Genomic DNA, 25,730 nt, shown 5'->3' on the forward strand with positions numbered 1-25,730 from the left:
CGCGCCTCGTTGGGCCGGTAGCCGAGCGCCTCAACGGCTTCGAACACGCGTTGTGCGGTCGCCGGGGACACCCTGCCGGTGCCGGCACCCCACAGGATCAGCGACACCGTCGTTTGCGAGACGCCGGCTTCCCGTGCCACATCTCGGCTGGTCGACCTACTCCGGGCGGGCGACGGCATGCTCATCGCCCGCCCGTCCGCCAGCAAGCCGCACCGTCCGCTCTCAAGTGAGCTTGAGAAGTCGCAGGTGACCTCGCGATCACCGCATGAGCGGGATGTCGCCGCGAGCGCGCAGCGCAGCGAACCGGGCGGGCCACTCCCCCTCGGACTCGTCGACGCATAACAATGTCGCCTGCTTCGCCGAAAGTTTCCACCATGAACAGGGGCCGCGAATGGATCTTCGCCAGTTGCGGTTCTTCCTGGCTTGACGAGGAATGCGGTGCGAAGGGTGTTCAGGTCGGTCCTCACAAACTGATCTTGAACACCCTTCGTCCCCTTCGGACACCCCCGCACTGAGGCCTTGCTCGTCCAGGTGTCGCGTCGTGACCAGTTCCGCGGCGGCGGCCTTCCGATTCAACCGCATTCACTCATTTGGGCGGACTGCGTCGCAGGCTGTGCCGACTTTCCCGTTGAATAAGCAACCATCATCACCCTAATGGGGAGACGAACGGGAGAAGCACGCATGTCCAGCCAGACTCGGAGCACCAGGGTCGCCGTCACGGGCACGGCGCCCGGCGCGCTCCCGCTGCTGGGGCACGCGGTCACGCTGCTGCGCGACCCGCTGCGCTTCATCACCTCCCTGCCCGCGCACGGGGACCTCGTCTCGGTCAGGTTCGGGCCGATGCGCGCGGTCGTGGTGTGCGATCCCGAGATGGCCCACCAGGTCATCACCAACGAGCGGGTCTTCGACAAGACCGGCCCGCTGTGGCGGCGCGCCCGCGAGGTGGAGGGCGACGGCCTGATCACCACCGTGCGCGCCGAGCACCGCAGGCAGCGCCGGATGGTGCAACCCGCGTTCCACCGGGCCCGGATGCCGCACTACGCCGAGATCATGAACGAGGTGCTCGCCGAGGAGACCGCGTCGTGGCGGCACGGGCAGGTCGTGCCGGTGTCCGCGTTCACGTTGCGGTTCACCTCCGAGACCACCGCCCGGGTCATGTTCACCGAGGCGTCGGACCCGGAGGCAGTGGCGGGCATCCGCACCGCGCTGCCCGACCTCGTGCGCGGGGTGTTCCGGCGCATGCTCAGCCCCGCGGCGGTCAACCGGCTGCCGCTCCCGGCCAACCGCGCCTTCACCCGGGCCCGGCAGCAGCTCCAGGACAGCATCGAGCGGCTGATCACGGGCTACCGCAGCTCCGACGAGGAACGCGACGACATGATGGCCGTGCTGCTCGCCGCGCAGGACGTCGAGAACGGTGTCGCCGAGGCTCCCGACGACGAGGAGATGGCCGCGATGGTGACCGGCCTGTTCCTGGCCGGGACCGAGACCACCAGCGCGAGCGCGAGCTGGGCGATGCACCTGCTCGCCGAGCACCCGGACGTGCAGGAGCGGCTGCGCCGGGAGACCGAGGCGGTGCTGGGCGATCGCGCCCCCGCCTACGAGGACCTGATCTCCCTTCCCTACACCCGCGCCGTGGTGACCGAGACGCTGCGGCTCTACCCGCCCGCGTGGCTGCTGGCCAGGAGCACCACGAGCCGGACGACGCTGGGCGGGCACGTCATCCCCGCCGGGACGAACGTCATCTACAGCGCGTACCTGGTCCAGCGGCTGTCCCGGCTGTACCCGGAGCCGGACCGCTTCGACCCCGACCGGTGGCTCAACGCGCCCTCGGGCTGCCCCGGCTCGTTCCTGACCTTCGGCGAGGGGGCGCGCAGGTGCGCGGGCGACACGTTCGCCCTGACCCAGCTCATGGTCGTGGTGGCCGGACTGGTGCGGCGGTGGGAGCTGCGGCCCGTACCGGGACCGAGGAAGCGGCCGAGGGCGAGGGCCGTGCTGCATCCCCGGCACCTGCGGTTGGAGCTGAGCCGTCGAGGAGAAGCATGACCACCACGACCGTGTCACCGGCCATCACCGTGCAGCTGCCGCCGATGTACTTCCCGGCCGCGCTGGAGGCGCACCCGCGGATCGAGCTGATGGAGGAGCGCGGCCTGGCGTGGATGGCCCGCTACGGGTTCTGCTCGGACCCGGTGCAGGCGACGCGGGTCCGGGACAGCCGCTCCGCGCACTTCTTCGGCTACCTGTGCCCGGAGGCCGACGTGGACCGGTTGCAGGTCGCGGTCGACTGGGCCTACCTGATGTTCGTCTTCGACGACCTGCCCAGCGACGGCGACCCCTCCTCCTTGCTGGACTTCGCGGTGCGCGTCGTCCGAACCCTCGAAGAGCCCGGCACGAACCTTCTGCCACCGGACAACCCGTTCACCGCTCCGATCGTCGACCTGGCGACCCGCGTGCACCGTTGCTGTGCCCCCGAGCACGTGCGGCGGCTGGCCGACAGCCACATGAAGTGGTTGCTCGGCGCGGCGTGGGAGACCACCGTGGCGAAGCGCTCGGACGAGCAGAGCCTCAACGACTACCTGTCCGCCCGGGTCATGTACGCGGCAGCCGAGCCGACCTTCACCTGGGCCCAGCTCTCCGAGACGGCCGTCGTGCCGGAGCGGGAGATCGCCGCGCCCCGGGTGCGGGCGCTCACCGAGATGGCGGGCGCGGTCGCGGCGATCGACAACGACCTGTACTCGCACGGCAAGGACCTCTGGGAGCTGCGGTCGCGGCCCGACCTGGTCGGTATCCACCAGACCGGACTGGACCTGGCCGAGTGCGTCGCGTTGCGGGACCGGATCGTCGCCCGGTTCTTCGAGCTGCGCGACGAGGTCCTGCCGACCGCCTCCCCAGCGCTCGCCCGTTACCTGCACAACCTGACCTGCACGCTGCGCGGCAACTTCGAATGGGGTCTGGAGACCGCCAGGTACTCCAACCCGGACGGCAACCACCCCGGCGCGATCCGCACGGTGGCCACCGTCTCGAACACGCCCTCGGCCGTGGGGCCGCCGGGAATCCCCTCAGTCGACTGGTGGTGGCGGTGACCGCCGGGGGCCCCAGCCGACGCCACGTCATCGGCGATGTCCCGAAGCTCTGGTGCGATCAGGGTTCGGGCGTCTGCCGTGCGGCTTCCCTCCGGCACGCGGACAGGTCGGGCGTCGCGTCGAGCATCCACAACGGACAGTCCACAGTGGAGGGAAAAAGCCGGGTCCCCGTAACTCCCCCATGGCGGGGCGGCCGGGCTTCGACTCGTTGAGCAACCGGGGGCACGTCGGCACGATCGTGTCCCAGCCGGCGGTCGAATCCGTCCTTGCCTCTTGGCAGTCCTGGGACGCAGGTGGGGCGCTCGGTGAGACGACCGGCCGACCGCATTTGTCCACCGGACAAAGGGTTTGCACGAAGGAGTGAAGAATGCAGTACCCGTGATTCAGATGGACGGTGGCGTCCTACGGCTCTGGTAGTACCCGGTGCGTCTGAAGTGTTCTTGTGCCGCGGTCGCGAGGCTGGTCGTGTCGCGGCGCTGATCGGGTGAAGCGAGGCTCGGGGATGTTGTCGTCCAGGGTGCTGCCGGGAGTACTGGCGGTGATCGGCGGTGCACTGCTTGCCGTGGTGTTGTTGGCACCGTTCGTTTACCGCAGTTATCGCCGCCGCGGCGAGCTCGGGCTGGGGTCGGCGGTGCTGGCCTTCGGCTTCCTCATTTATGGGTTCGCGTTGGTGGCTTACACGCTGTTCCCAGTACCGCAGATCGACGACGCCTGGTGCGCGGCGCACAGCGCGTTGGCCCAACCGCAGCTTGATCCGCTCCGGTTCCTGAGCGACATCGCCAAGGAGCAGCGGACACCGGGGCTGAACGGGTTGCTGGTGAACCCCGCGGTGCAGCAGGTGGTGTTCAACGTGGCCTTGTTCATGCCGTTGGGCGCGTACCTGCGGCACTACTTCCGCCGCGGTGTGCCGGTGGTGGTGTTGACGGGGGCGGCGGTGTCGCTGTTGATCGAGTGCACCCAGCTCACCGGGAACTGGTTCCTGTTCGCCTGCCCCTATCGGTTGTTCGACGTGGACGATCTGCTCGCCAACACCCTGGGCACCGCCATCGGACTGGTGTTCGCCCCGATGCTGCGGCTGTTCGACCGGCGAGGTGAGACGGCCGCGGACGCACCGCGACCGGTCACCACCGGGCGGCGGTGGCTGGGGATGCTGGTGGACCTGGTGTCGGTGGTGGTGTTCGGCGGGGTTCTGGGGATCGCGGCGAACCTGGTGGGGCGCTACGGCTTTGGCATCTGGCTGGTCGAGCAGCCGTGGGGCATGACGTTGCAGATCGTGTTGAGCACCTGGCTGCCCGCGGTGTTGTTGCTGGCCGCGCCCTCCCTCAGCGCGTCCGGCGCGACGGTGGGGCAACGCGCGGTGCGGCTGCGCCGGGTCAGGCCGGACGGTAGTCCGGCGGGAGCGCGGGTCGTCGTGGCGTTGTTGTTCGGTTGTTTCGGCTACTCCACGTTGACGGGGCTGGACCACTTCCTGCCCGGGATGGAGGAGTTGGCACAGCTGTTGCTGTTCGGGGCGTTGGTGTTCGCCTGGCGGCCACGGTCTCATCCCGGGCTGTCCGGACTGGTCGCGGGACTCACGGTGGTCGACGACCGTGCCCAGCCCGGTGCTGTTGGCGCCGAAGCCTCTCCTGCTGCCAAGGAGACGTCGTCATGACCGAGCGCCTTCGGCGAGCGCCTCTTCGCCGCTGACCGAAGTTCCGGAACCGTGATCCACGCACCGCTTGTCGAGCGACCGCGAGGAAACGCGGCCGGTCGCGGCCCCGAAAGTGCCCACGGGAAGCAGGGTTGCTTCCCGTGGGGGCACAGTGAGGGACGCCGAACACGATCCCCTTCGCCATAGGATCCGCCGCCATGGTGATCCGTCGAATGATCATGGCCGTCGCCGCAGTCCTCACCGTCTCCCTCACCGGGGCGGTCGAGAGTGGCGCGCAGACGGTGCGAACCGGGGAGAACCAATCACCCTCGGCCGGGCAGCTGCTCTTCTACAACCACGCGTACGCCGTGATCGACAAGCAGACCGCCGACGCCGTCGAGCATTCCGGCTATCTGCGGGACTTCGCCAACTTCGAGGTCCGCACCACGACCGGGGGCGGACTGACCTGGACCGGCCGCTACCTGAAGGGCCGTGAGACCTACCTCGAACTGTTCCGGGTCGGCGACCTGCCAGGCCAGGACGCCGAGTTCGGCTCCGCGGGCCTGGCGGTCTCCGTCGAGCGCTCGGGTGAGCTGGCGAAGGTGACCGAGCGGCTGCGGGCCCAAGGCGTCGCCAACCCGGTGAAGTACCGCCAGACACGGGACTTCGGCGACGGTGTCCCGGTGCCGTGGTTCGACACCATCCGCACCGTCAACCAGTACAACGCCTTCGACGGCTGGGCGATGGAGTACCTGCCGGAGTACTTCGCCGACCCCCGGAGCAAGACCGAGCCGGCCGCCCACCCCGGTGACGTCAGCCGTGAGCGCTTCCTGCCCGACGACTACCAGAAGCACTTGATGCGCGACGTGACCAGCATCCGCATCGCGGTCACCGCACACGACCTCGCCAACACGGTGCCGCTGCTGCGGGCCGGAGGGTGTGCCCTCCAGCCCGCAGCGGGAGCGGGCACCGTCGCGCGGTGCGGGGCGACCACGATCCGGCTCGACTCCGTCCCGCGCGCCCAAGCGGGTCTGCGCCAGGTCGAGATGTCGCTCAACCGGGCCGTGGCGAACCGGCACGAGGAACGGATCGGCCGGTCGACCCTCGTCGTCGGCCCGGGCTCCCGCGCCGTCTGGACCTTCGGCGGCGCACCCGCCTGAGGTCCGGTCGCGCGGGAGTCGCTACGTCACCCGTTGCCCGCCCTGGCGGGTGCCCCGGTTCCGGCGAGTCCGGTCAGGGCGCGCGGCAACGGGCCCCGGTGCAGCACGCCGAGGCGTTGGGTGGCGCGGGTGAGGGCGACGTAGAGCTCGGCCGCGCCGCGTGGGCCGTCGGCGAGGATCCGCTCCGGTTCCACGACCAACACGGCGTCGAACTCCAGGCCCTTCGTCTCCGACGCCGGCACCGCACCCGGCACACCTGGTGGCCCGATCACGACGCTGGTGCCGACGCGTTCGGCTTCGTCACGGACGAACTCCTCGATGGCAGCGGGGAGCTCGTCCTCGGTGACCCGCCTGGACCACGGCTGGACGCCGCACGCGCGGACCGACTCCGGTGGCTGGACGCCGGGGGCGAACTCGGCGAGCAGCGCGGCGGCGACGGTCATGATCTCCGCCGGGGTGCGGTAGTTCACCGACAGCGACCGGTAGACCCAGCGGCCGGGCACGTACGGCTCCACCATCTCCGCCCACGACGTCGCTCCGGCCACCGACCGGCGTTGGGCGAGATCGCCGACCACCGTGAAGGATCTGGCCGGGCAGCGCCGCATCAGCGCTCTCCAGTCCATTTCGGACAGTTCCTGGGCCTCGTCGACCACCACGTGCCGGTAGGTCCAGTCCCGGTCGGCGGCGGCGCGCTCGGCGAGCTCGCGGGTGTCGTGCTCGACGAAGCGCTCCGCCAGGTCCTCGGCGTAGAGCAGGTCATGGGCGAACAGGTGGTCCTCGTCGTCCATCATGTCCTCGCGCTTGACGAGGCTGTCCAGCACTCCGGAGGCGTAAGCGGCCTCGGCCTTCCGTTCCCGCGATGCGGCCCGCTCCGCTGCCTTGTCGGCCACCTTGTCCCGACCGAGCATGTCGATCAGCTCGTCGATCAGCGGCACGTCCGACACCGTCCAGGCTTCACCGTCCACACGCGACAGTGCGGGGTCGGCGCCCGCCGCGCGCAACCGCTCCGGGGACGAGTACAGCTCCGCCAGCAGCGTGTGCGGCGTCAGGACCGGCCACAGCTCGTCCAGCACGGCGGTGAACTTGTCGTCCTCCGCGAGGTCCTTGACCAGGCCCGCCCGCAGGCGCTCCCAGGACTCGCGGTCCTCCCGGGTCAGCCAGCCCCTGCCGATCCTGGCGATCGCCCGTTCGGTGAGCACGTACGTGATGATCTCGGTGAACACCGCGCGGGCCTCGTTGTGCGGCAAGCCGCTCTCACGCGCCTCCTGCCTGGCCCACTCCGCGGTCTCGGCGTCGATCCGCGCCGTGACCTCCCCCAGCTGGATCGGCACGGGCTGCTCCGGCAGCCGCTGCCGATCGGCGATCGCCGCCGCGAGCACGTCCAGGATCCTCAGCGAACCCTTGAGCCGCGCGGCTTCCGGGGTGTCCTCGGCGGTGACGCGCAGACCGGGCACGAGGTCGCCGGCGGTCATGAACACCACGTCGGACTCGCCCAGCGACGGCAGGACGCGGCTGATGTGGTTCAGGAACGCCGGGTTGGGCCCGACAACGAGCACACCGTGGCGTTCCATCCGCTCCCGCTGGGTGTAGAGCAGGTACGCGACGCGGTGCAGCGCCACCACGGTCTTCCCGGTGCCCGGGCCGCCCTCGATCACCAGCACCCCTGGGTGGTCGAGCCGGATGATCTCGTCCTGCTCGGCCTGGATCGTCGAGACGATGTCGCGCATCCCCTCACCGCGCGGCGCGTTGACCGCCGCGAGCAGGGCCGCGTCCCCTCGCTCACCACCGCCGGGGCGGCCGAGCACCTCGTCGGTGAAGTCGACCACCTGACGCCCTCGGGTGTGGAACTGGCGGCGGCGGCGCATGTTCTCCGGGGTCGCGGCGGTGGCGGTGTAGAACGCGCGCGACGCGGGCGCCCGCCAGTCGAGCAACACCGGTCGGTACTCGTTCTCCTCGTCGAATAGGCCGATCCGGCCGATGTAGGTGTGTTCGCCCGCGACGGTGTCCAACCGACCGAAGCACAGCCCGCTGTCCGCCACGTGCAGCCGCTTCAGCTCCTTGGCCAGCGCGCGCACCTCGTCGTCCCGTTCCATGGGGGTCCTGCCGGTTCCCCCCAACGCCTCCTTGTACGCGCGCTTCACCCGCGCGCGCTCGGCGTCGAGCCGCTCGTAGAGCCCGGCCACGTAGCTCCGCTCGGACCGCAGTTCCTCTTCGTACTCCTGAGTTGACACGTGCTCCTCACAGCGGCTGATAGTGCCGATCTTCCTGCTGTCCGCTTCCTGTCCCGGCGCGGCGCCCCGGTTCACGCGGGCACTGGTGGCTTCGCGAACTCGTCGTCCGGCGGCGCCCACACCCGCACCTCCGCGCCGAGTGCTCGCAACCGCACCGCGAGTCCCACCAGTGGTTCGACGTCCCCGCGCGACCGATACGACAACAACAACCGCACTCCGCGACTCCCATTTCCGCAGGCTCTGGCTTTGGCCGGGAGATTCTGCGGCACGAACCGGGTCTTGCCGCAAGCCCCGGGGTCCGCTATAAGTTGAGAGTGGGAAGGAGTGGGTGATCCCCTTTCCGCTTTCCAGGGTGCGCCTGTCGAGGGTGTGTCAGCGCCCGAGCGCTCGCAGGAGCGCCGACTCGTCGTAGCGGATGCGGTCGTCAACGCTGGTCGCTGTCCGTGCTCTTCGGCGAGCTGTTCCGGCTGTACGAAGGGGATCCCGCGTTGTCCGGCACGGCCCCCGGCTTCACCGCTCTCCCGTCGTGGTTGAACCGCCAAGACCACGACGCCGCGGCTCAGACGTGGGCGGAGCTGTTGGACGGCGCCAAGCCCACGCTGTTCGCCGCCCCGATCGCCGAGGAGCTCGGCCACCCCCACCTGTTCGCCGCGCACGTGGTGTTCCACAACTACCCGCTGGACACCTCGGCCATGACGCGCATGGGAGAGGTCGCGGTGCGGCGCATCGACGTCCACGACGGCACGCACTACCCGCTGTCCTTGGTGGCGCGCGTGGACGGCGCGAGGCTGGAGCTGCGGGTGGACTACCGCCCGGACGCCTTCACCGAGGCCGAGGCCCACGAGGTCGGCGAGTGCCTGCTGCACAACCTGCGGGCGCTGGCGGCGAACGCGACCTCCTGAGCCGGGCCGGTGGTGATCTCCTTTTCTCCCAAGGAGATCACCACCAGCAGCAGGCTGAGTTCGGCCGAGACCTTCGCTGTCGGAGTCAGCCGGGGTCGGGCTCAGGGGGTGACGCGAGCTGCTTTCCGACGCGGACGAGGACGTCGATCTGGGCGGGGTTGTAGAGGTCCTTGATGGCCGCTGCGACCGTGTGCGCGGCGAAGCGCTCGGCGTCTGGTGTGTCGGCCTTCAGGTCGTGCATCCCCGGGTTCGCGGCCTGGATCTCGCGGATGTGGGGGGCCAGGCGCCGGGCCAGGTCGTGACGGGTCTGCTCGTCGGCGTCGGGTGGCAGGTTGTCGAACTCGGTGGCGGCGGGTTCGCGGTTGTAGGTCTCCAGCATCCGCTTGTAGGCGGCCATCGCCGAGGGGCTGAGCAGCCGGCTCATCACGACGACGAACCCTCGGTCGGCGTCTGACAGCTCCGTGTCGGCCGTGACCAGCGCCAGCTCCGGCGGCAGGTCGGTCGGCGCGGCCTGGCGCAGGATCAGGGCGAGCTCGACCCGCACCCGTCGCAGCCGTTCGATGGTCCCGGCCAACTCGGCGTCCAGCCTCCGAAGCGCTTCCTCGGGATGTTCGTCCGAATCACCCATCTCGGCGATCTGCGCCAGGGAGAAGCCGAGATCGGTCAGGCGCTTGATCCGCAGCAGCCGCACCAGGTGCGCCACGCCGTAGCGCTTGTAGCCGTTGGCCCGCCGTTCGGGCTCGGCCAGCAGGCCGACCTCGTGGTAGTGCCGCACCGTCCGCAGGCTCGTGCCGGCGAGCTCGGCGAGCTGACGGGTGCTCCAGGCCACGACTGCCCCTCCTCGGGAACCGGGTCCGCCCGCACGGTCGCGGCGGCATCGCTGACAGTACAAACTGTGCCGCTACGGCATGGTCAACCGCCGTCCAGCGCCGCAAGGACCGCCGATGGCCCGACAACCGCGACCGCCACGCAGAAAAGCCGGGTGGGGACGAGAGCCTCGCCCCCACCCGCCTCAGACACGTCCTGCTGGGGGCGGTGTCAGCACACTCGCATTGCCTGGCGCGCCAGGTCCAGGTGACGCCGGATGATGGGGGCAGCCTCCCGCGCCAGCTGCTTCACCTCGACCATCTGGCCGCTGCGGAGCTGGCGCTGGATGAGTTTCAGCGTCTGCTGGTGGGCGACGACCTGCACCCGGAGCCAGGCGCGGTCGAAGCTGGTCCCCGACTTCCTCGCCAGCTCCCGCAGCGACTTCTGCTGCGCACGGGTCAGAGTGCTGGGGATCGCCACCCGCTCCCGTGCTGCGACCAGGCGCAGGCTCCGGTCCAGCTGCCGGTGACCACGCACCTCCACACCACCGAGGCGGCGCACGGTAGAGCAGCGGCCCTTGTGCACCGCGAGACCGCCGTTGACGATCGCGAAGAGGCTGTCCTGATGCACCTTCCGCAGGAAGGACTCGTCGATCCGACTGGCCTGCGCCACCAACTGCGCTTCGGCCTGCGACGCGGCCGCGGTCACCGCGAGCCGGTCGGCTCCGGGTGTGGGCGACGCTTGGGCGGCGGTGATCCCAGTCAGTGCGAACGCGCCAGCCAGCCCGACCGCGGCCACAAGGCGTGATGACTTCATCGTTGTTCCCCTGTCGTGGTTGGTCTTCTGTCTGCGTGAGACCCTCGCCCGCGCTCGACGACCGCGAGCCCGGTCGCTCGACGTGGAGCAGGTCATCGCTCACAGAAACGGCGCGGTGGCGCACACGCCCCCACCCGAACACGCACTCACCCGCCAAGCGGCATCCGTGGAGCTGGTGCCGGTCCTTGGTCTCAGAATGGATACGCGGCACTCCGGCACCATCTGTCGGCTCGCCGCCCAAGATCACGCAAATAGATCACTGCCCGGTACGCCCGAATATCCGAACGTGCCCCTTATCCGGCGTCGCGCCAGGCTGACTCACGCAACAGGCGCAGTCCGTTGAGGCCGACCAGGACGGTGGAGCCCTCGTGGCCGAGCACGCCCAGCGGCAGCGGCAGCGTGCCCAGCAGGTCCCAGAGCACCAGGCCGGAGATGAACACCCCGGCGAGCACGAGGTTCTGGGCGACCACGCGTCGTGCTCGCCGGGACAGCGACACCACGGCGGGCACCGCGGCGAGCTCGTCACGCACGATCACCACGTCGGCGGCCTTCAGCGCGAGATCGGAGCCGACACGGCCCATCGCGACCCCCACGTGGGCGGCCGCCAGCGCGGGGGCGTCGTTGACGCCGTCGCCGAGCGCCAGAACCTTCCGCCCTTGTCCGGTGCGCTGGCCGACCACGTCGAGCTTGTCCTGGGGCAGCAGGTCGGCGTGGACCTCGGTGATGCCGACCTCCGCCGCGAGCCGGGTCGCGGCGCGGGAGTTGTCGCCGGTGAGCAGGACCGGGCTGCTCGCGGTCAGCGCTGTCAGCGCCGCCACGGCCTCGGCGGCATCGCCACGCACCTGGTCGACGATGCCCAGCACTCCCACCGGGAGCCCGTTCCGTTCAACCAGCACCGCCGTCTCACCTAGCCGCTCCAACTCGCCCACCACCTCCGCCACCTCCGAGCCAGCTAGCACGTCCCGGGGGCTGCCCACGGTCACCTCCGCCCCCGCGACGACGCCGGTGACCCCGACGCCGGGCAGGGCACTGAACTCGCTCACCGCGGGCAGTTCCAGTCCCCGCGCGCGGGCGGCGTCCACCACAGCCCGGGCGAGCGGGTGCTCGCTGTTGCTCTCCAGCGCCGCCGCCCACGCCAGGACCGTCGCCTCGTCAAGCCGCGTGCCGGGCAGCAGGCGCAGTGTCGTCAGGTGAGGAGCGCCCTGGCTGAGGGTGCCGGTCTTGTCCACGACGACGCTGTCGATCTCGCCGAGCTGCTGCATCACAGCGGCGGACTTCACCAGCACACCGTGCCGCCCGGCGTTGGCGATCGCCGACAACAGCGGTGGCATCGTGGCCAGCACCACCGCGCACGGCGAGGCGACGATCATGAACGTCATCGCCCGCAGCAACGCCTCGCTCAGCTCCGTCCCCCACAGCAGCGGAACGGCGAACACCGCCAGGGTCGCCACCACCACGCCCAGGGAGTAGCGCTGCTCGATCTTCTCGATGAACAGCTGCGCGGGCGCCTTGGTCCGCGAAGCCCGCTCCACCATCTCCACGATGCGGGCGATCACCGACTCCGAGGCATCCCGCTCCACCAGGACCCGCAGCGCGCCGGTGCCGTTGATCGTCGCGGCGAAGACCGGGTCCCCGGCGTGCTTGGCCACCGGCAGCGGCTCCCCGGTGATGCTGGCCTGGTCGACCTCGCTGGAGCCGGCGAGGACTCTGCCGTCGGCACCGACCCGCTCGCCCGGCCGCACCAGGATCGTCTCGCCCACCGCCAGCTCGGTGGTGGGCACAACCTCCTCGGACCCGTCCGCACCGATCCGGGTAGCGGTCTCCGGGGCCAGGTCGAGCAGACCCCGCACCGAGTCCTCGGTGCGCGCGGTCGCCAGCGCCTCCAACGCCCCGGAGGTGGCGAAGATGACGATCAGCAACGCGCCGTCCATCGGCTGACCGATCGCGGCGGCCCCGATCGCGGCGACGATCATCAGCAGGTCCACGTCCAGGGTGCGCTCGCGTAATGCCCGCACGCCCGCCCACGCGGGCTCCCAGCCACCGCACACGTACGCCGCCGCGTACAACGGACCCCACGCCCACCCCGGGGCTTCCGCCAGGTCCAGCACGAGCCCCGCAAGGAACGCGGCTGTGGCCGCCACGGCCCACCGCACCTCGGCCAGAGCGAACACCCGACGTCGTCGCGTCGGGATCACGACAGGTCCCCCAACGGGCACGGGACGAACAGCGGTCGAGGACACAGCCCGGCACTCCCTCAGGTCGGCGGCGGAACGAACCGGGACGATACAGGAAAGCATGAACAGTTCTTCAAGTGTTCTGCGACTAGGATTCGGGCATGGGTCACAACGCCGCCCCCAGCGCCGCTACCGCGCGAGCCCGGCTCGACGCCGTCGGAGCGGCCAGAGTGGCGACCACCTTGCAGGCGCTGGCCACCCCGTCCCGCCTGTTGATCCTGGCCCGGCTCCGCGAAGGCGCCCTGCCGGCCACCGAGCTCGCCGCCGAGGTCGGCATGGAGCAGTCGGCCTGCTCCCACCAGCTGCGCCTGTTGCGCAACCTCGGACTCATCGTGGGTGAACGTCGCGGCCGGTCCGTGGTCTACGCCCTCCACGACCACCACGTCGCGGCCCTGCTCGACCAAGCGCTCTACCACGTCGAGCACCTGCGCCTCGGCCTCAGCGACCCGCCGCAGGACGCTGCTGAGGGACTGTGAGCACCTGGCCCGCGCGGGATCGGGTCAGCGGCGGCGCGGGCGGGGTGAGTGCTGCTCGGCCCGCAGCCCGGTGAAGGTCATCGTCGCGATCGCGACCCCCACCTGACACCGGCCGCGCGTCGGCACGAGCCGCCATTTCAGCGGGGTTTCACCGCCCGGGAATACCGTCCCGGCCTTCCGGTGGATCCCCTGAAGGAGCACGTCCATGAATCGAATCACCACGCTGATCGGCGCGACGGCGATGACGGCTGTTGTCGGAATGAACGCCGCGCCCGCGCAGGCCGCCTCACCGTTCGAACCGGCGCGTGGCGTGGTGTCGGCCACCGACGAGGCCGCGGACGGGCTCCGACTTCTCCTCGGGCGGAACGGGGACGAGCAGACCCTTCGGCGCAATCTCGAACAGCGGTCGGTCACCGCGCCGCCGGAGGTTTTCGAACGCTTGGTCGCCGAGGCCGCGAAGCGGGACAACCCGGGCGCGAGCGCCGGTGAGATCGATCGGATCCTCGCCGCGCTCAGGGACATCGCCACGATCATCGGAGGCGTCAAGCCGATGGACGTGGACCGGGTGTTCAAGGGGATCACGGAGGCGTCGATGGCCGTGGCCGAGCTGCAGGCCACCGGCAACCTCGACGCCGCCCGGCGGGTGCTCTGCGGCTCCGGGAGCGCCGCGGCGGGCAGCCTGTCCATCCTCTCCGACGTCGTCCGGCTCTACGAGGCGAGCGCGAACCTGCCGCAGGTCGCCCAGGTCCTGAACCTGCTCGATCCCAGGACCCCGGAGGGCGCGAAGCTGTTCGCGTCGCTGCCGGAGCTCGCCAGGACCCCGCAGGTCAAGGCGGCGCTGGTGGCCCTCTCGGACATCGGGCGGACCCTGAACAAGGTCGACAAGCACAAGGTGATCGCCCTGGCCCGGGACTGGGCGGAAGCGGCTGCGCGCTGCGACACGAGCACCGTCCTGAAGCTGCCCGAGCTGATGATCCGCACAGTCGACCTCGGCCGGGAGGTTCTGGGCATCCTCGTCAGGTCCAACCTCGGCGACCTGAGCGCGATCCTGGCTCCCCGCCTGGGGTGAACGTCGCGGTGGGCCGGTCCCGCGAGGCGACCGGCCCACCGGGAACGCGGTTGCTCAGCGGATGTTGTCGATCAGGCTCGCCAGCCGCGGCTGGAAGGCGGCCACCCGGGTGTAGTAGTCCGGAGCCGAGGCGTCCGCGCTCGGGAACCACGCGGCCACTCCAGCGAGGTGGCCGTTCACCACGACCGGCGAACCGCTGTCGGTCGCCCGCAGGCGAATCGCGCGCTCGGTGCCCACGCACAGGAACGAGGCCGTGTCATAGCTGAAGCCGTGCCAGCGCGGCGGCATGAAGCGGGCGCTGTCGGCGGCCCGACGCACGCACTCGGTGTCCGAGCCCACGGCGGTGGGCGCCTGCCACAGGACCGGGACGTCGTCGGGCGACATGCGCCAGCCGTAGACGGTCGCGGGCGCGCCAGCCTGTGGCGCGCTCGCGGCATCGGCCATCGGCAGCGTCGGGGTGTCGACGGGCTCGGCCAGCGTCACCAGGCCGATGTCGCCGAAGGCCATGTTGACACGGCTGAACACGCCGCCGAAGAAGGTCTCCTCGGTGAGCTCCTTCGCGAAACGGGGCTCGCGCCACGTGTCGGCGACCTTCACGACCCGCCCGGCATTGCCGCGCAGGTCATCCCGCCCGATGGTCACCGTCAGCTCGGACGGCGCGGAGACCCCCAGGCAGTGGGCCGCCGTGACCACGGCCCTCGGCGCGACCAGCGTGCCGACGCACAGCTTGTGGCTGGGGCTGCCGGCATAGGCGGTGGGATTGCCGATGGCGACGACCCACGGCGCGGCGGCCGTCGATACCGGAGCGCTTCCCGGAATGACATCGGGCTGCGGGCGCGTGTACTCCCACACCAGGAACGGGGAGTAGATCACCAGTGGCGTCAGGATCACCAGAAGCGGCCCCAGAACCCACCATTTACGACGGCGGCGCACCCCTTTTTCTTCGGTCATGACGGCAGCCTAGCGACCCGCATTCGCACATTCTCGACCGCATCCCTGAATGGTTTACCCCATATCCCACGGCGAAGAATTTGTCGTATCCCGAAAGGCATATTTCTTCGCGACCGCCGGGGCTCCAGCTCGACATTGACGCCGGCCTCAGCCGTCGCTGACGGCATGGACGCGCGAGCCCGTTCGCCATCCACGACGGCGTACTGGAACCGGCCGAGCCGCGTTGGTGTTATGACTGCCGTACGGTCCGACCTTGGTCACGACACGGCCGCCCCGAAACACAATTTGGAGACCGTGCTCGATCTCGCAATCGCACATCGCCGCTGGTGACGTGTTTCCACACGTCAGACGGGCTGGCGATAATTGACAGGCCCTCATCCCAGTCCAGGGAGCGCGCGACGTCCTGGCGATGGCCGCAAGGAGGTCTTCCCGTTCAGGAGCAGCAGCCGGAACCGTGCAACTCGAAAAGCGACACCGCCGCTCTCCAAAAGAGAAGCGCGGTCAGCCGACCGCGCTTCCTCCGTGCTCCGTGTTCCTGCCGCGTCAGCAGGTGCGGTTGTCGTACCAGGCGTCGTAGACGTCAGGCCAGACGCCGAGCAGTGTGAGGCCGGGGCCGACGCACTGGAAGGTGTTGTCACCGACGAAGTGGTCGACCTGGATCCAGACAGATCCGCTGCCGCAGTGGTTGTACCACGCCTGAACAGCGGGCGTGCCCTTCCGGTCGAAGCCGCACTTCTCCAGCTTCGCGACGTCCCCCACCGGGGCGCCGCTGGCCGGGAGGGCCGTCAGGCTCATCGCGGCCGCCATCGCGGCGACCGTTCCGACGACGGCCCTAGCGGTTCTGCGCATGTGCTCCCCTTGCTCGTCTTGCCCCGTTCCCCGCGAGGTGAACGCGGCCGGTGTTCGCTGGACGCCAACGGAAAGTAACGGTGCGACAGGAGAACGGCATACCTTTCACACATGCGTGAAGTCGAGCGTTTTTCGACTTGTACGCGGAGGCCCGCGTAGTCGGTGACGCAGACCGCGACACCTCGCCGAGGACGTCGGTCGCCGTTGCCATCTTCGACGGAGATATCCGCCCCAAACTCGCGCTATAGCGCGTGTCTCTTTTGGATCCCGACGTGGTCTTCGAGCGTGCTCTTCGGGCGTGGATGAGCCGCGATGGCTTGCAATGGTCGCGGCGATCATGTTCGTGGTGACCGATGGGCGCCCGTCGTCGTTCGGGGTCGCGATGCCGGGTGACCTCGGCTCACAGCGGTTGATCGGCTGGTCGCGGGCGGCGGCCGCGTGTGCGACCTGATCCGGTCCCGACCCGACCTGGGCACGCCCTTTCCTGCCCCGCCCCGATGGCTGGGGGGGTCCGCAGCCACCCTCAACGACCACCTCGCACCGGAACCCATGGCCACCGCGATCCCCCGCCGCACGCCCTGACCTGTTCCACGAACTTTTCCGACTGAGACACCCCTATGCATCCGCCCGGCTTCGGCGATAGTGCCACGTTCACCGACAGCGAAAGAATCGAACCCCCAATTCACTCCATAGAGCCATGATCATTATTTTCGGCGAGATAGAATAAGAATATGACCCCGGACGAGACCCTCGATGCCATCGAGGACGCCTACCGCGCCGTGAATCACGCGCACGCGGTCCTGGCGCGCTGTCTCGCCGATTTGGTGGTCAGCACGGATTTCGCCGAATACCCGTATCTCGGTGACGAGGTCGGCGCTCTGCTGTCGATTTCCTCGCGCAAGGCCAGCACGCTGATCAACCACGCCGAGAACCTCGCCTCCCGCCCGGCCGTCCTCGCCGCCTTGGAGGAGGGGCGGATCGACCAGGGCAAGGCCCTGCTGATCGTGGACCAGCTGGAGCCGCTCACGGCTGTGCACGCGGAGATCGTGGAAGCGGTACTGATCGAGTACGCCCGCACGCACCACTACAGCCGGATCCGGCAGCACGCCCAACGCCTGATCGCCAAGATCGACCCGGAAGCGGCAGCTCGGCGGCACGAGGAGAAGAAGCGCACCCGCCGGGTGGAGAAGCTCAACCTCGACGACGCGATGTGCGCGTTGCGGTTCCAGTTCACCGCCCTCCAGGGTGCCCTGGTGTGGGATCGGATCGACCGCATCGCCCGAGGCCTGGGCGAGGATGAGCGCACCATGGACCAGCGCCGCGCCGATGTCGCGTTCGACCTGTTGATGGGTAAGGAGACCGGTGCACCCCAGGGTGAGGTGAAGGTCCTGGTCACCCTCCCCGCCACCACGTTGATGGGGATGGATCAGGAACCCGGGATGCTCGCCGGGTACGGGCCGATCCCCGCCGACGTGGCGCGGGATATCGCGGCCGGGGGTACGTGGAAGCGGATCTTGACTGACCCGGTGACCGGGGTGGCGGTGGATGTGGGGCGGACGAACTACCGGCCGTCAGCCGCCCTCGCGGACCTGGTGAGAGCCCGCGACGTCACGTGCGTGGCGATCGGCTGCCGCCAACCGGCCCACCGCTGCGATCTGGATCATTGCGAACCCTTCGACGGCACCAACACCGTCGCGGACGATCTGGGTGCGAAGTGCCGACGGCATCATGTGATGAAACACCACACCCGGTGGAAACGAACCCAGCTCCCGGGCGGTATCCATATCTGGACGACCCCGATGGGCCGCACTTATGTCCCGGAGCCTGAGCCGATCGCGGATCCTGCTCCACCGTTTTAGACCCGACCCCGGCTAGCCCGCCACCACTAGAGGTGAGCGGGCTAGCGGTAGTGGATGGTCAAGGAAATCCGCACCCGAGGCTGGGAGAATTATCCGGGGGCAACCCGACGGAGTCGGGGCGGCAGCACGGCCCTCAACGCAACCACAACCTCAACGCCACCGACCGCGCCCGTGTGGAGAGTTTCGTGGAAAAACCAGGGCCGCTGCGAGGTAGCGAATCCGAGGTAGCGCAGGGTCAAGCGCCGGTAGCCGGTGAGGGTGCGTTCGATGACCCAGCGGTGGCGGCCCAGTTTCTCGGAGGAGTCGATGCCTGTGCGGGCAACGCGCACGGCGATGCCGCGCTCGCGGAGCCGGACGCGGAGGGCGCGAACGTCGCAGCCTTGCCCGCGTGCAGCTTGGCGGGTCCACGCAGCCCGCAGCGGGAGCGGACGCGCGGGATGACCGTGACCATGGTTTCCGGTGCGAGGTGGTCGTCGGAGCAGCAACAGCAGGTCGTGGGAGACGTGCACCGGTCGGGTTGGGACCGGATCAACGACTCCCTTGTCGCCCGCACCGACGCCGCCTCCAGCACCGCGCGGTGCGCAACCCGAACGGCAGATGCCCCCAGAGGGCGTTGGCGCCCCAGGAAGAATCAACGGCTCCGCCAACACCCACTGCGTGGAACAACGGCATGAGAGTGCGCGATGTCGCCTGGGCCTTCGGCGTCGCGGTCATGCTGCCGAAGGCGGTGGGCGTGGGGCGTAGCGGGGTGTGGGCGGCAGCGAGGCCGGACCGGCCGCCGCCGGTGATCGGGTCAGTCGGTGGCGCGGCGGCGTTCCAGGAACACCGTGTCCCGCCACACGCCGTGGTGGACGGCGATGCGTTCACGGACGCCGAGGGTGCGGAAGCCTGCGGAGTGGTGCAGGGCGAGGCTGGCGCGGTTCTCGGGGAAGATCGAGGTCTGCAACGTCCACAGCCCGGCGACATCAGCGGCGGTGACCTGCTTGTGCAGCAAGGTTTTCCCGATGCCGCGACCGCGGAAGTCGGTGCCGACGTACACCGAGGTCTCAGCAACGCCGGAGTAGCACTCGCGCGTCGAGGCACCGCTGGCGGCGGCCCAGCCTGCGACGTGACCGTCGACCTCGGCGACCCAGCGATGCCCGGGCAGCCACTTGGCGTCCAGGGAGGCGCGGCTGGGGACCTCGGTCTCGAAGGTGGCGTCGCCGGTGTCGATGCCCTCGCGGTAGATCCGCCGCACCGCTGCCCAATCCTCGCCGCGCAGGGCGCGGACGGTCACATCGGTGGGGAGGTCGGCGGGGCAGCACGGGCGCGGGGCGAGCACGCCCATCACCGCGTCGGCGGCGTGCGGCAGGCCGGTGCAGCAGCCCGGGTTGACCGCCACCAGGGTGGTCGTGCCTTCCTTGCGCAGCAGCACGAACCCGATCTCGGCGAGCTTGCGCACGTGGTGGGAGCAGGTGGACTGGCTGATGCCCAGGCGCTCGGTCAGCTCCCCCACGGTGACCGCGCGCCCGGCGACCGCGACGGTGTGCAGCAGGCGGACGCGGGTGGGCTCGCCCAGGCAGGCGAACCATTCCGAGTAGGTCGTGGCGGTCTCGGCGGACAGGGTCTCCGCCGTCGGCGCGGTGCTCATGCCCCCAGTATCGACACGCATCGATGGTTGCGTCAATCGATGTCCATCGATAGAGTCCGCCTCGTTGCTTCGATGACTGTCGATTCAAGGAGTGGGCTCGTGGACGAGTTTCCCGTGGTCGTGGTGGGTGCAGGCCCGGTCGGATTGGCCGCGGCGGCGAACCTGGTGGAACGCAAGATCCCCGTCCTGGTCCTGGAAGCCGGGACGCGGGCGGGAGCGGCGGTGGCGCAGTGGCACCACGTGCGGCTGTTCTCCGCGTGGCCGGAACTGGTCGACCCGGCCGCCGCGCGGCTGCTGGAGCCGACCGGGTGGCAGCGGCCGGAGCAGCCCACCTACCCGACGGGGCAGCAGTGGGCCGAGCAGTACCTCCAGCCGTTGGCGGACGTGCTCGGGGATCGGGTGCGCTACGGCGCACGGGTGGTCGGCGTCGCTCGCCGTGGACGGGATCGCGTGGTCGACGCCGGACGCGACACCGAGCCGCTGACCGTGCACGTCCGGACCGCCGCCGGGGAGGAACGGATCACCGCGCGGGCGGTCATCGACGCCTCCGGCACCTGGGGAGCGCCCAACCCCCTCGGCGGGGACGGCCTGCCCGCGGCCGGGGAAGGTGCCGCAGCCGACCGGATTTCCTACCGGGTCCCGGATCTCAGCGATGAGGTGGTGCGGGCGCGGTACGCGGGCAAGCGGATCGCGGTCGCGGGCAGCGGCCATTCCGCGCTGACCGCTCTGGTGGCGTTGGCCGAGCTCGCCGAGCAGGCTCCGGAGACGCGGATCGTGTGGCTGCTGCGGCGCGGCGCGGTCGGTGCGGTCTTCGGCGGCGGCGAGTCCGACCAGTTGCCCGCGCGGGGAGCATTGGGGTTGCGGGCGAAGGCCGCCGCCCAGGCCGGGTACGTCGAGACCGTGACCGGATTCCGCACCGCGAGCGTGACATCCGATGTGGACGGTCGGCTGGTGCTGGAGTCCTTCGACGGGCACAAGCTCGACCCGGTCGACGAAGTCGTTGTCCTGACAGGGTTCCGCCCCGATCTGTCGTGGCTGTCGGAGCTGCGCCTGGAACTGGACGCGACGTTGCAGGCCCCAGTCGCGTTGGCGCCGCTGGTCGATCCGAACGCGCACTCCTGCGGCACCGTCTACCCGCACGGGGTCAAGGAGCTCTCGCACCCGGAGCCGAACGTGTTCCTGGTCGGCATGAAGAGCTACGGCCGCGCGCCGACGTTCCTGGCCATGACCGGCTTCGAACAGGCCCGCTCGATCGTCGCGGCGATCGCCGGGGACCACGCCGCCGCCGAGCGCGTCGAGTTGGTGCTGCCCGAGACGGGCGTGTGCGGTGGGTCCGGCGTCTTCGACGAACCCGCCGAAACCGCCAGCGGCTGCTGCGGCCCGGCGGGAGCGGTGGAGGTCTCCCTGACCGCCCCGCGCTCCCGCTGCTGAGACATGCCCTTGCCGAAGGCGACGGCGAGACTCCCCGAGAGTCAGGGCCGCAGCAGTGCTGCCAGTTCCGCGAGCGCGGCGGGCAGCGGCCGGTAGTAGACCCACGTGCCCCGGCGCTCGCCGTCGATCAGCCCCGCGTTCTTGAGGACCTTGAGGTGGTGGGAGATCGTCGGCCCGCTCAGCTCGAACTCACCCGCCAGCTCGCACACGCAGATCTCGCCGCCCGGCGCTGAGGCGATCAAGCTCAACAACCGCAACCGCGCCGGATCGGCCAACGCCTTGAACACCGAGGCCGCCGACGCCGCGCGCTCGGCGGACAGGGGCGCGGAAGTGATCGACTCCGTGGTCGAACTGGGCGAGGACGGCACGACGTCACCGTCGCACACCCCGGGCCCGACCGGCCACCCCGGTCAGGGCTGCTGGCCGAGCAGCTCGGCCAGCAGCCCCCGGACCCGGCGGTCGATCTCGTCGCGGATCGGCCGCACCGCCTCCACGCCCTGCCCTGCCGGGTCCTCCAGCTGCCAGTCCAGGTAGCGCTTGCCCGGGAACACCGGGCAGGTGTCACCACAGCCCATCGTGATCACCACGTCAGCCGCCTCGACATCGGAGCGGGCCAGCTTCGTCGGGATCTCGGCGGTGATGTCCAGCCCGAGCTCGGCCAGCGCCTGAGCCGCCGCGGGGTTGACCGTCTCGGCGGGCGCCGAGCCCGCCGAGCGCACCCGCACCCGCCCCAGCGCGTAGTGCTGCAACAACGCGGCGGCCATCTGCGACCGACCGGCGTTGTGCACGCAGACGAACAAGACCTCGGGCGCAGTGCTCACGGGGCTTCTCCTCGAACTCGACGATGCCACTCCAATCACATCAGCCCAGGCTGATGTATGGTGTGTTTCGATGACGATCGATGCAGAGCTGTTGCGGGTGCTGGCCGACCCGCTGCGCGCGCGGATCGTGGAGCTGCTCGGCGACGGGGCGCTGTGCACCTGCCACCTCGTCGAGGAGACCGGCGCCCGGCAGACCAACATCTCCAACCACCTCAAGCAGTTGCGCGAAGCCGGACTGGTGGAGACCGAGCCGTGCGGCCGGTTCACCTACTACCGGCTGCGGCCCGAGGTGCTGGAGCGCGCCGCCGCGTCCCTGACCTCCGTCGCCGAACGCGCGCGGGCTCACGCTGAGACCAGGAGACCCTGTTGAGCAAGGAAACGCCCGCGCCCGCCGAGGCCGACGTGCTGCACCGGTTGTCCTTCCTCGACCGGTTCCTGCCGGTCTGGATCGGCGTCGCGATGGTCGCCGGGCTGATGCTCGGCCGGTTCGTCCCCGGTCTGCAAGGCGTGCTGGAAGCGGTGAAGATCGGTGAGGTCTCGCTGCCGATCGCACTCGGTCTGCTGCTGATGATGTACCCGGTGCTGGCCAAGGTCCGCTACGACAAGCTCGACACCGTCACCCGCGACACCACGACCCTGCTGTTGTCGTTGGTGCTCAACTGGATTCTCGGCCCCGCGCTGATGTTCGCGCTCGCATGGGCCTTCCTGCCCGACCTGCCCGAGTACCGCACCGGGCTGATCATCGTCGGGCTCGCCCGCTGCATCGCCATGGTGATCATCTGGAACGACCTCGCCTGCGGCGACCGCGAAGCCGCCGCCGTGCTCGTCGCGCTCAACTCCGTCTTCCAGGTCGTCATGTTCGGCGTGCTCGGCTGGTTCTACCTCGACCTGCTGCCCGGCTGGCTCGGCCTGGACACCACCGCCGTGCAGTTCTCCGCCTGGGAGATCGCCGGCAGCGTCCTGGTGTTCCTCGGCATCCCGCTGCTCGCCGGATACCTCTCCCGGCGCATCGGCGAGCGCTCCCGAGGCCGCGACTGGTACGAGCGGAGATTCCTGCCCGTCATCGGCCCTGTGGCCCTGTACGGGCTGCTGTTCACCATCGTCATCCTCTTCGCGCTGCAAGGGGAAACCATCACCTCGCAGCCCTTGGACGTCGCCCGGATCGCGGTGCCGCTGCTGCTGTACTTCGTGGTGATGTGGGGCGGTTCCTACGCGCTCGGCAAGGCCAGCGGCCTGTCGTACGAGCGCACCACGACGCTGGCGTTCACCGCTGCTGGCAACAACTTCGAGCTCGCCATCGCCGTCGCGATCGGTGTCTTCGGCGTCACCTCCGGCCAGGCGCTGGCCGGAGTCGTCGGCCCGCTGATCGAAGTGCCGGTGCTCGTCGGCCTGGTCTACGTCAGCCTGTGGCTGCGCCGCCGTTGGCGCGCCCGCACCGGAGTCTGACCGCACCCCTTGGACGTCGCCCGGATCGAGTCAGCGCTGCGCCGCACCAGCTCAAGCAGGTTGGCGCGGTGCAGCGCTACGGTGACGCCTTCGAGACGGTGTTCCGCAGTGGACGCCATCAACCGCGGGCGACCTATCGCGCAATCGGGTCGGAGCCAGAACCCGCCACACGCGCTGCCCCCGCGTCCAGTCCGCCTGCCCCGATGGCGGGAAGCGGCGCTCCCGCCGGTGGGAAGGACTCCCGGGCGGGTATGAGCTGCGCGGGACGGAAGGTCGTGGACTCGCCGTGCGGGTGGCGCGCCGACAGCCAGGCGGGGCGGGCGGTTTCGAGTCCGTCGATCTCCTTGGCGTGGCTGAAGGGCAGGGCGATGTCGTCGAGTGGCGCTTCTCCCACGATCTCGACGATCCGTTCCGCCCGCGTATCCCAACCGAACATCCGCCCATCGCGGCCCACCCCGACCGTCCCTGCCACGACCGACTCTCCGGGATGTTCGAGGAGCAACGGTTGGCCGGTCGCCGGGCCTGTTGGCCGTGACTGCACTGCCAGCGGCAGTCGTGACGATCGCACCCTCAGATCGACCGCGCCAACTCAGCTGCCCGTGACAAGTGCGCGACTTTGGCCGCCGCCCAGCGCTCAGGGTCGTTGACGCTCTCGCCATTCCGCTGCACAGAGCCACCGAACACGACGAACTCGCTCGACCGCGCTCGCTCGCCGATGCGGTCGGTGAGCATGGCGGTCTTCATCGCTTGGTAGCAACCCGACGAGTCGAGCTCGGCGATGCTGTAACCGGCCGTGCAGAGCACCAACGCCTTCTGGGCCGCGCGGAGGCCTGCGGGCTTGTAGGCGAACCCCACCGTCCACACGCGGTCGAACCAGCCCTTCAGCCGTGCAGGGCAATCGGTCCACCACACCGGGTAGATGAATGCCCACACGTCAGCGGCATTGAGCTTGGCGTGCTCGGCGGCAACGTCGTCGGGAACGCGCGCATCGGCACGATGACCGGATTCGCGCTCGTACTCCTCAAGTGTGAGCTCCGAGCGAAACTCCATCGCGTACAGATCCGAGACTGTGCGCGTGTGGCCGGCGTCGTCGAGCCCACCCAGGAACGCGTCGAGAACCTCACGCGTGAAGCTCCGCGCGCTCGGGTGCGCGTAGACGACGTGGACGTGTGTCATGCACCCATTCTCGCGCATGCGTTCAGCTGTTCACACTGGTCGTGACCGGCGGAGACGATGCTTCGCAGGGCAGGTGCCCCGGGGCTGCTGTCCACACTGGATCGTGTGGATCGGCTGGGCACCGGAATCGCCACAGGAACGCCTGTGTCCACCGTCGCGTTGGGACAAGCCAGCCACCTCAAAAGCGTTGTGCCTCAGACCAGACGCGGAGGTATCCTGGAAGACTTTGCTTCTACCGGAAGGAAGGCCATGGACGCCCCCTCTGTGCACAGCCGGTTCCTCGACGACGCACTTCCTCGGATTCAGCGGGATTCGCGAGTGGCCGGTGTCGCCGTCGCGGGTTCGCTCGCGGGCGGACGCCCCGACATCTATTCCGATGTCGACCTCATCGTGGTTGTCGACGACGACGCGTTCGACGCGGTCATGAAGGAGCGTCTCGCGCTGATCGGCTCGTGGGCCACTCTGGTGGCGGGGTTCACCGGGGAACACGTCGGGGAGCCCCGGCTGATCGTCACGCTCGTCGGGCCGCCCCTGCTCCACGTCGACTTCAAGTTCGTGCGGGCTTCGGACTTCGTCGAGCGCGTTGAGGACCCGGACGTCCTGTGGGACCGAGACGGTGCTCTGACCCGTTCCCTCGCGGAGCATCCGCTGACGGCCCAGTCGCTGGATCTGCAGTGGATCGAGGACCGGTTCTGGATCTGGGTGCACTACGGCGCGACGAAGCTCGGCCGCGGCGAGCTGTTCGAGGCCATCGGCTTCCTCAGCTACCTACGCGAGGCGGTGCTGGGTCCGCTGGTCGCTCGACGGGTGGGTGCTCCCCTTCGCGGGGTCCGCCACCTCGAACTCATCGCACCGGATGAGGCCCGCGACCTGGAGAGGACTCTGTGCGGTTACGACCGCCACGACGCCGGGCGGGCTCTCCTGGCCTGCGTCGAGCTCTACCGGCGGTGGCTCGACGACACCGGCGCCACGATCGAACGCCGCCGCCAGGCGGAGAAGCTTGCCGTGGAGTATCTCAACGACGTCCTGGAGCAGGCGAGCTGAGCGCCCCGGGCGGCTCGGGGTGGCGGTGGATGAAGCCGCGGTGAACCCGCGCGTGCTGGGCCACTGAGGTCAGCAGCTCGCTGGTGTCGTTCGAGAGCGTGCGATGTGGGTCCATGAC

Annotated in this window: 27 protein-coding genes and 2 pseudogenes; 13 read left to right on the forward strand and 16 right to left on the reverse strand. The window is 69.8% G+C overall.

Annotated features, from left to right (window positions below; translation table 11 throughout):
- Window positions 1–20: 20 nt before the first annotated feature.
- A pseudogene (locus ACFFQA_RS10045) lies at window positions 21–185 on the reverse strand (LacI family DNA-binding transcriptional regulator); the annotation flags it as partial.
- A 496-nt stretch (window positions 186–681) separates the two neighbouring features.
- Between ACFFQA_RS10045 and ACFFQA_RS10050 the strand changes: the two are divergent.
- The 4 genes from ACFFQA_RS10050 to ACFFQA_RS10065 all read left to right on the forward strand — a co-directional run bounded on the left by ACFFQA_RS10050 (window position 682) and on the right by ACFFQA_RS10065 (window position 5,870).
- Window positions 682–2,043: a cytochrome P450 gene (locus ACFFQA_RS10050; protein ID WP_377851477.1), complete on the forward strand. Its 1,362-nt coding sequence runs from the start codon at window positions 682–684 to the stop codon at window positions 2,041–2,043.
- Window positions 2,040–3,080 carry a phomopsene synthase gene (locus ACFFQA_RS10055; RefSeq protein ID WP_377851478.1) on the forward strand — a complete coding sequence of 347 codons (1,041 nt, stop codon included), beginning with the start codon at window positions 2,040–2,042 and terminating at the stop codon, window positions 3,078–3,080. The genes ACFFQA_RS10050 and ACFFQA_RS10055 overlap by 4 nt, the downstream gene beginning before the upstream one ends.
- 502 nt (window positions 3,081–3,582) lie before the next feature.
- A complete protein-coding gene (locus ACFFQA_RS10060) occupies window positions 3,583–4,731 on the forward strand; it encodes a VanZ family protein (RefSeq protein ID WP_377851479.1) in 1,149 nt (382 codons plus the stop codon).
- A 197-nt stretch (window positions 4,732–4,928) separates the two neighbouring features.
- On the forward strand, window positions 4,929–5,870 hold the full coding sequence (locus ACFFQA_RS10065) for a DUF5829 family protein (RefSeq protein WP_377851480.1): 942 nt from the start codon (window positions 4,929–4,931) through the stop codon (window positions 5,868–5,870).
- Between the two features lie 26 nt (window positions 5,871–5,896).
- Here the strand turns inward: ACFFQA_RS10065 and helR are convergent, their stop codons facing one another.
- Both helR and ACFFQA_RS10075 read right to left on the reverse strand, forming a co-directional pair.
- Window positions 5,897–8,101 (reverse strand): RNA polymerase recycling motor ATPase HelR, encoded by a 2,205-nt coding sequence (gene helR, locus ACFFQA_RS10070; protein ID WP_377851481.1) that lies wholly within the window; start codon window positions 8,099–8,101, stop codon window positions 5,897–5,899.
- Between the two features lie 71 nt (window positions 8,102–8,172).
- Window positions 8,173–8,316, reverse strand: coding sequence for a hypothetical protein (locus ACFFQA_RS10075; RefSeq protein ID WP_377851482.1), 144 nt, complete (start codon window positions 8,314–8,316; stop codon window positions 8,173–8,175).
- A 228-nt stretch (window positions 8,317–8,544) separates the two neighbouring features.
- On the opposite strand from ACFFQA_RS10075, the gene ACFFQA_RS10080 reads away from it, so the two are divergent.
- A complete protein-coding gene (locus tag ACFFQA_RS10080; protein ID WP_377851483.1) occupies window positions 8,545–9,003 on the forward strand; it encodes a condensation domain-containing protein in 459 nt (152 codons plus the stop codon).
- Between the two features lie 85 nt (window positions 9,004–9,088).
- On the opposite strand, the gene ACFFQA_RS10085 is transcribed toward ACFFQA_RS10080, so the two are convergent.
- From ACFFQA_RS10085 to ACFFQA_RS10095, 3 genes are all read right to left on the reverse strand, one after another.
- Entirely contained in the window at window positions 9,089–9,832 is a 744-nt protein-coding gene (locus ACFFQA_RS10085; protein WP_377851484.1) for a MerR family transcriptional regulator, read from the reverse strand.
- Between the two features lie 209 nt (window positions 9,833–10,041).
- A complete protein-coding gene (locus ACFFQA_RS10090; RefSeq protein WP_377851485.1) occupies window positions 10,042–10,626 on the reverse strand; it encodes a DUF4142 domain-containing protein in 585 nt (194 codons plus the stop codon).
- A gap of 293 nt (window positions 10,627–10,919) precedes the next feature.
- Window positions 10,920–12,767: a heavy metal translocating P-type ATPase gene (locus tag ACFFQA_RS10095; protein ID WP_446681673.1), complete on the reverse strand. Its 1,848-nt coding sequence runs from the start codon at window positions 12,765–12,767 to the stop codon at window positions 10,920–10,922.
- Window positions 12,768–12,961: 194 nt separating this feature from the next.
- Between ACFFQA_RS10095 and ACFFQA_RS10100 the strand changes: the two genes are divergently transcribed.
- On the forward strand, window positions 12,962–13,336 hold the full coding sequence (locus tag ACFFQA_RS10100; protein WP_377851489.1) for an ArsR/SmtB family transcription factor: 375 nt from the start codon (window positions 12,962–12,964) through the stop codon (window positions 13,334–13,336).
- 24 nt (window positions 13,337–13,360) lie between these two features.
- Here ACFFQA_RS10100 and ACFFQA_RS10105 read toward each other — a convergent pair whose 3' ends face one another.
- Entirely contained in the window at window positions 13,361–13,543 is a 183-nt protein-coding gene (locus ACFFQA_RS10105; RefSeq protein ID WP_377851490.1) for a hypothetical protein, read from the reverse strand.
- Between ACFFQA_RS10105 and ACFFQA_RS10110 the strand changes: the two genes are divergently transcribed.
- Window positions 13,542–14,405, forward strand: a complete 864-nt coding sequence (locus ACFFQA_RS10110; protein WP_377851492.1) for a methyl-accepting chemotaxis protein — start codon at window positions 13,542–13,544, stop codon at window positions 14,403–14,405. The genes ACFFQA_RS10105 and ACFFQA_RS10110 overlap by 2 nt on opposite strands.
- A 54-nt stretch (window positions 14,406–14,459) precedes the next feature.
- Here the strand turns inward: ACFFQA_RS10110 and ACFFQA_RS10115 are convergent, their stop codons facing one another.
- From ACFFQA_RS10115 to ACFFQA_RS10125, 3 genes are all read right to left on the reverse strand, one after another.
- Window positions 14,460–15,356 (reverse strand): S1 family peptidase, encoded by an 897-nt coding sequence (locus ACFFQA_RS10115; protein WP_377851493.1) that lies wholly within the window; start codon window positions 15,354–15,356, stop codon window positions 14,460–14,462.
- A 147-nt stretch (window positions 15,357–15,503) separates the two neighbouring features.
- The gene (locus ACFFQA_RS10120; RefSeq protein WP_377851494.1) at window positions 15,504–15,734 is read right to left on the reverse strand and encodes a DUF6985 domain-containing protein; all 231 of its coding nucleotides are present in this window, start codon (window positions 15,732–15,734) and stop codon (window positions 15,504–15,506) included.
- 165 nt (window positions 15,735–15,899) lie between these two features.
- Window positions 15,900–16,205 carry a DUF6355 family natural product biosynthesis protein gene (locus ACFFQA_RS10125; RefSeq protein ID WP_377851495.1) on the reverse strand — a complete coding sequence of 102 codons (306 nt, stop codon included), beginning with the start codon at window positions 16,203–16,205 and terminating at the stop codon, window positions 15,900–15,902.
- A gap of 298 nt (window positions 16,206–16,503) precedes the next feature.
- On the opposite strand from ACFFQA_RS10125, the gene ACFFQA_RS10130 reads away from it, so the two are divergent.
- Window positions 16,504–16,656 carry a hypothetical protein gene (locus ACFFQA_RS10130; protein WP_377851497.1) on the forward strand — a complete coding sequence of 51 codons (153 nt, stop codon included), beginning with the start codon at window positions 16,504–16,506 and terminating at the stop codon, window positions 16,654–16,656.
- 280 nt (window positions 16,657–16,936) lie between these two features.
- Window positions 16,937–18,064: an HNH endonuclease signature motif containing protein gene (locus ACFFQA_RS10135; protein WP_377851498.1), complete on the forward strand. Its 1,128-nt coding sequence runs from the start codon at window positions 16,937–16,939 to the stop codon at window positions 18,062–18,064.
- A 224-nt stretch (window positions 18,065–18,288) separates the two neighbouring features.
- Here ACFFQA_RS10135 and ACFFQA_RS10140 read toward each other — a convergent pair.
- A pseudogene (locus ACFFQA_RS10140) lies at window positions 18,289–18,473 on the reverse strand (IS5/IS1182 family transposase); the annotation flags it as partial.
- A 384-nt stretch (window positions 18,474–18,857) separates the two neighbouring features.
- Entirely contained in the window at window positions 18,858–19,694 is an 837-nt protein-coding gene (locus ACFFQA_RS10145; protein WP_377851499.1) for a helix-turn-helix domain-containing GNAT family N-acetyltransferase, read from the reverse strand.
- 99 nt (window positions 19,695–19,793) lie between these two features.
- Here ACFFQA_RS10145 and ACFFQA_RS10150 point away from each other — a divergent pair, with 99 nt between their 5' ends.
- The gene (locus ACFFQA_RS10150; protein ID WP_377851500.1) at window positions 19,794–21,125 is read left to right on the forward strand and encodes an NAD(P)-binding domain-containing protein; all 1,332 of its coding nucleotides are present in this window, start codon (window positions 19,794–19,796) and stop codon (window positions 21,123–21,125) included.
- A gap of 41 nt (window positions 21,126–21,166) precedes the next feature.
- Here the strand turns inward: ACFFQA_RS10150 and ACFFQA_RS10155 are convergent, their stop codons facing one another.
- Window positions 21,167–21,493 (reverse strand): ArsR/SmtB family transcription factor, encoded by a 327-nt coding sequence (locus ACFFQA_RS10155; protein ID WP_377851501.1) that lies wholly within the window; start codon window positions 21,491–21,493, stop codon window positions 21,167–21,169.
- Window positions 21,494–21,535: 42 nt separating this feature from the next.
- The gene (locus tag ACFFQA_RS10160; RefSeq protein WP_377851502.1) at window positions 21,536–21,946 is read right to left on the reverse strand and encodes an arsenate-mycothiol transferase ArsC; all 411 of its coding nucleotides are present in this window, start codon (window positions 21,944–21,946) and stop codon (window positions 21,536–21,538) included.
- Window positions 21,947–22,016: 70 nt separating this feature from the next.
- Between ACFFQA_RS10160 and ACFFQA_RS10165 the strand changes: the two genes are divergently transcribed.
- Together ACFFQA_RS10165 and arsB are read left to right on the forward strand one after the other, a co-directional pair.
- Window positions 22,017–22,316, forward strand: coding sequence for an ArsR/SmtB family transcription factor (locus tag ACFFQA_RS10165; RefSeq protein ID WP_377851503.1), 300 nt, complete (start codon window positions 22,017–22,019; stop codon window positions 22,314–22,316).
- Window positions 22,313–23,392: an ACR3 family arsenite efflux transporter gene (gene arsB / locus ACFFQA_RS10170; RefSeq protein ID WP_377851504.1), complete on the forward strand. Its 1,080-nt coding sequence runs from the start codon at window positions 22,313–22,315 to the stop codon at window positions 23,390–23,392. The genes ACFFQA_RS10165 and arsB overlap by 4 nt, the downstream gene beginning before the upstream one ends.
- 133 nt (window positions 23,393–23,525) lie before the next feature.
- On the opposite strand, the gene ACFFQA_RS10175 is transcribed toward arsB, so the two are convergent.
- Window positions 23,526–23,828: a hypothetical protein gene (locus tag ACFFQA_RS10175; protein WP_377851505.1), complete on the reverse strand. Its 303-nt coding sequence runs from the start codon at window positions 23,826–23,828 to the stop codon at window positions 23,526–23,528.
- 134 nt (window positions 23,829–23,962) lie between these two features.
- The gene (locus ACFFQA_RS10180; protein ID WP_377851506.1) at window positions 23,963–24,568 is read right to left on the reverse strand and encodes an NAD(P)H-dependent oxidoreductase; all 606 of its coding nucleotides are present in this window, start codon (window positions 24,566–24,568) and stop codon (window positions 23,963–23,965) included.
- Between the two features lie 249 nt (window positions 24,569–24,817).
- Between ACFFQA_RS10180 and ACFFQA_RS10185 the strand changes: the two genes are divergently transcribed.
- Complete coding sequence (locus ACFFQA_RS10185; protein ID WP_377851507.1) at window positions 24,818–25,612, forward strand: nucleotidyltransferase domain-containing protein; 795 nt, start codon at window positions 24,818–24,820, stop codon at window positions 25,610–25,612.
- Window positions 25,613–25,730 lie beyond the last annotated feature (118 nt).

Source organism: Allokutzneria oryzae (genome assembly GCF_042429765.1).
GTDB lineage: Bacteria > Actinomycetota > Actinomycetes > Mycobacteriales > Pseudonocardiaceae > Allokutzneria > Allokutzneria oryzae.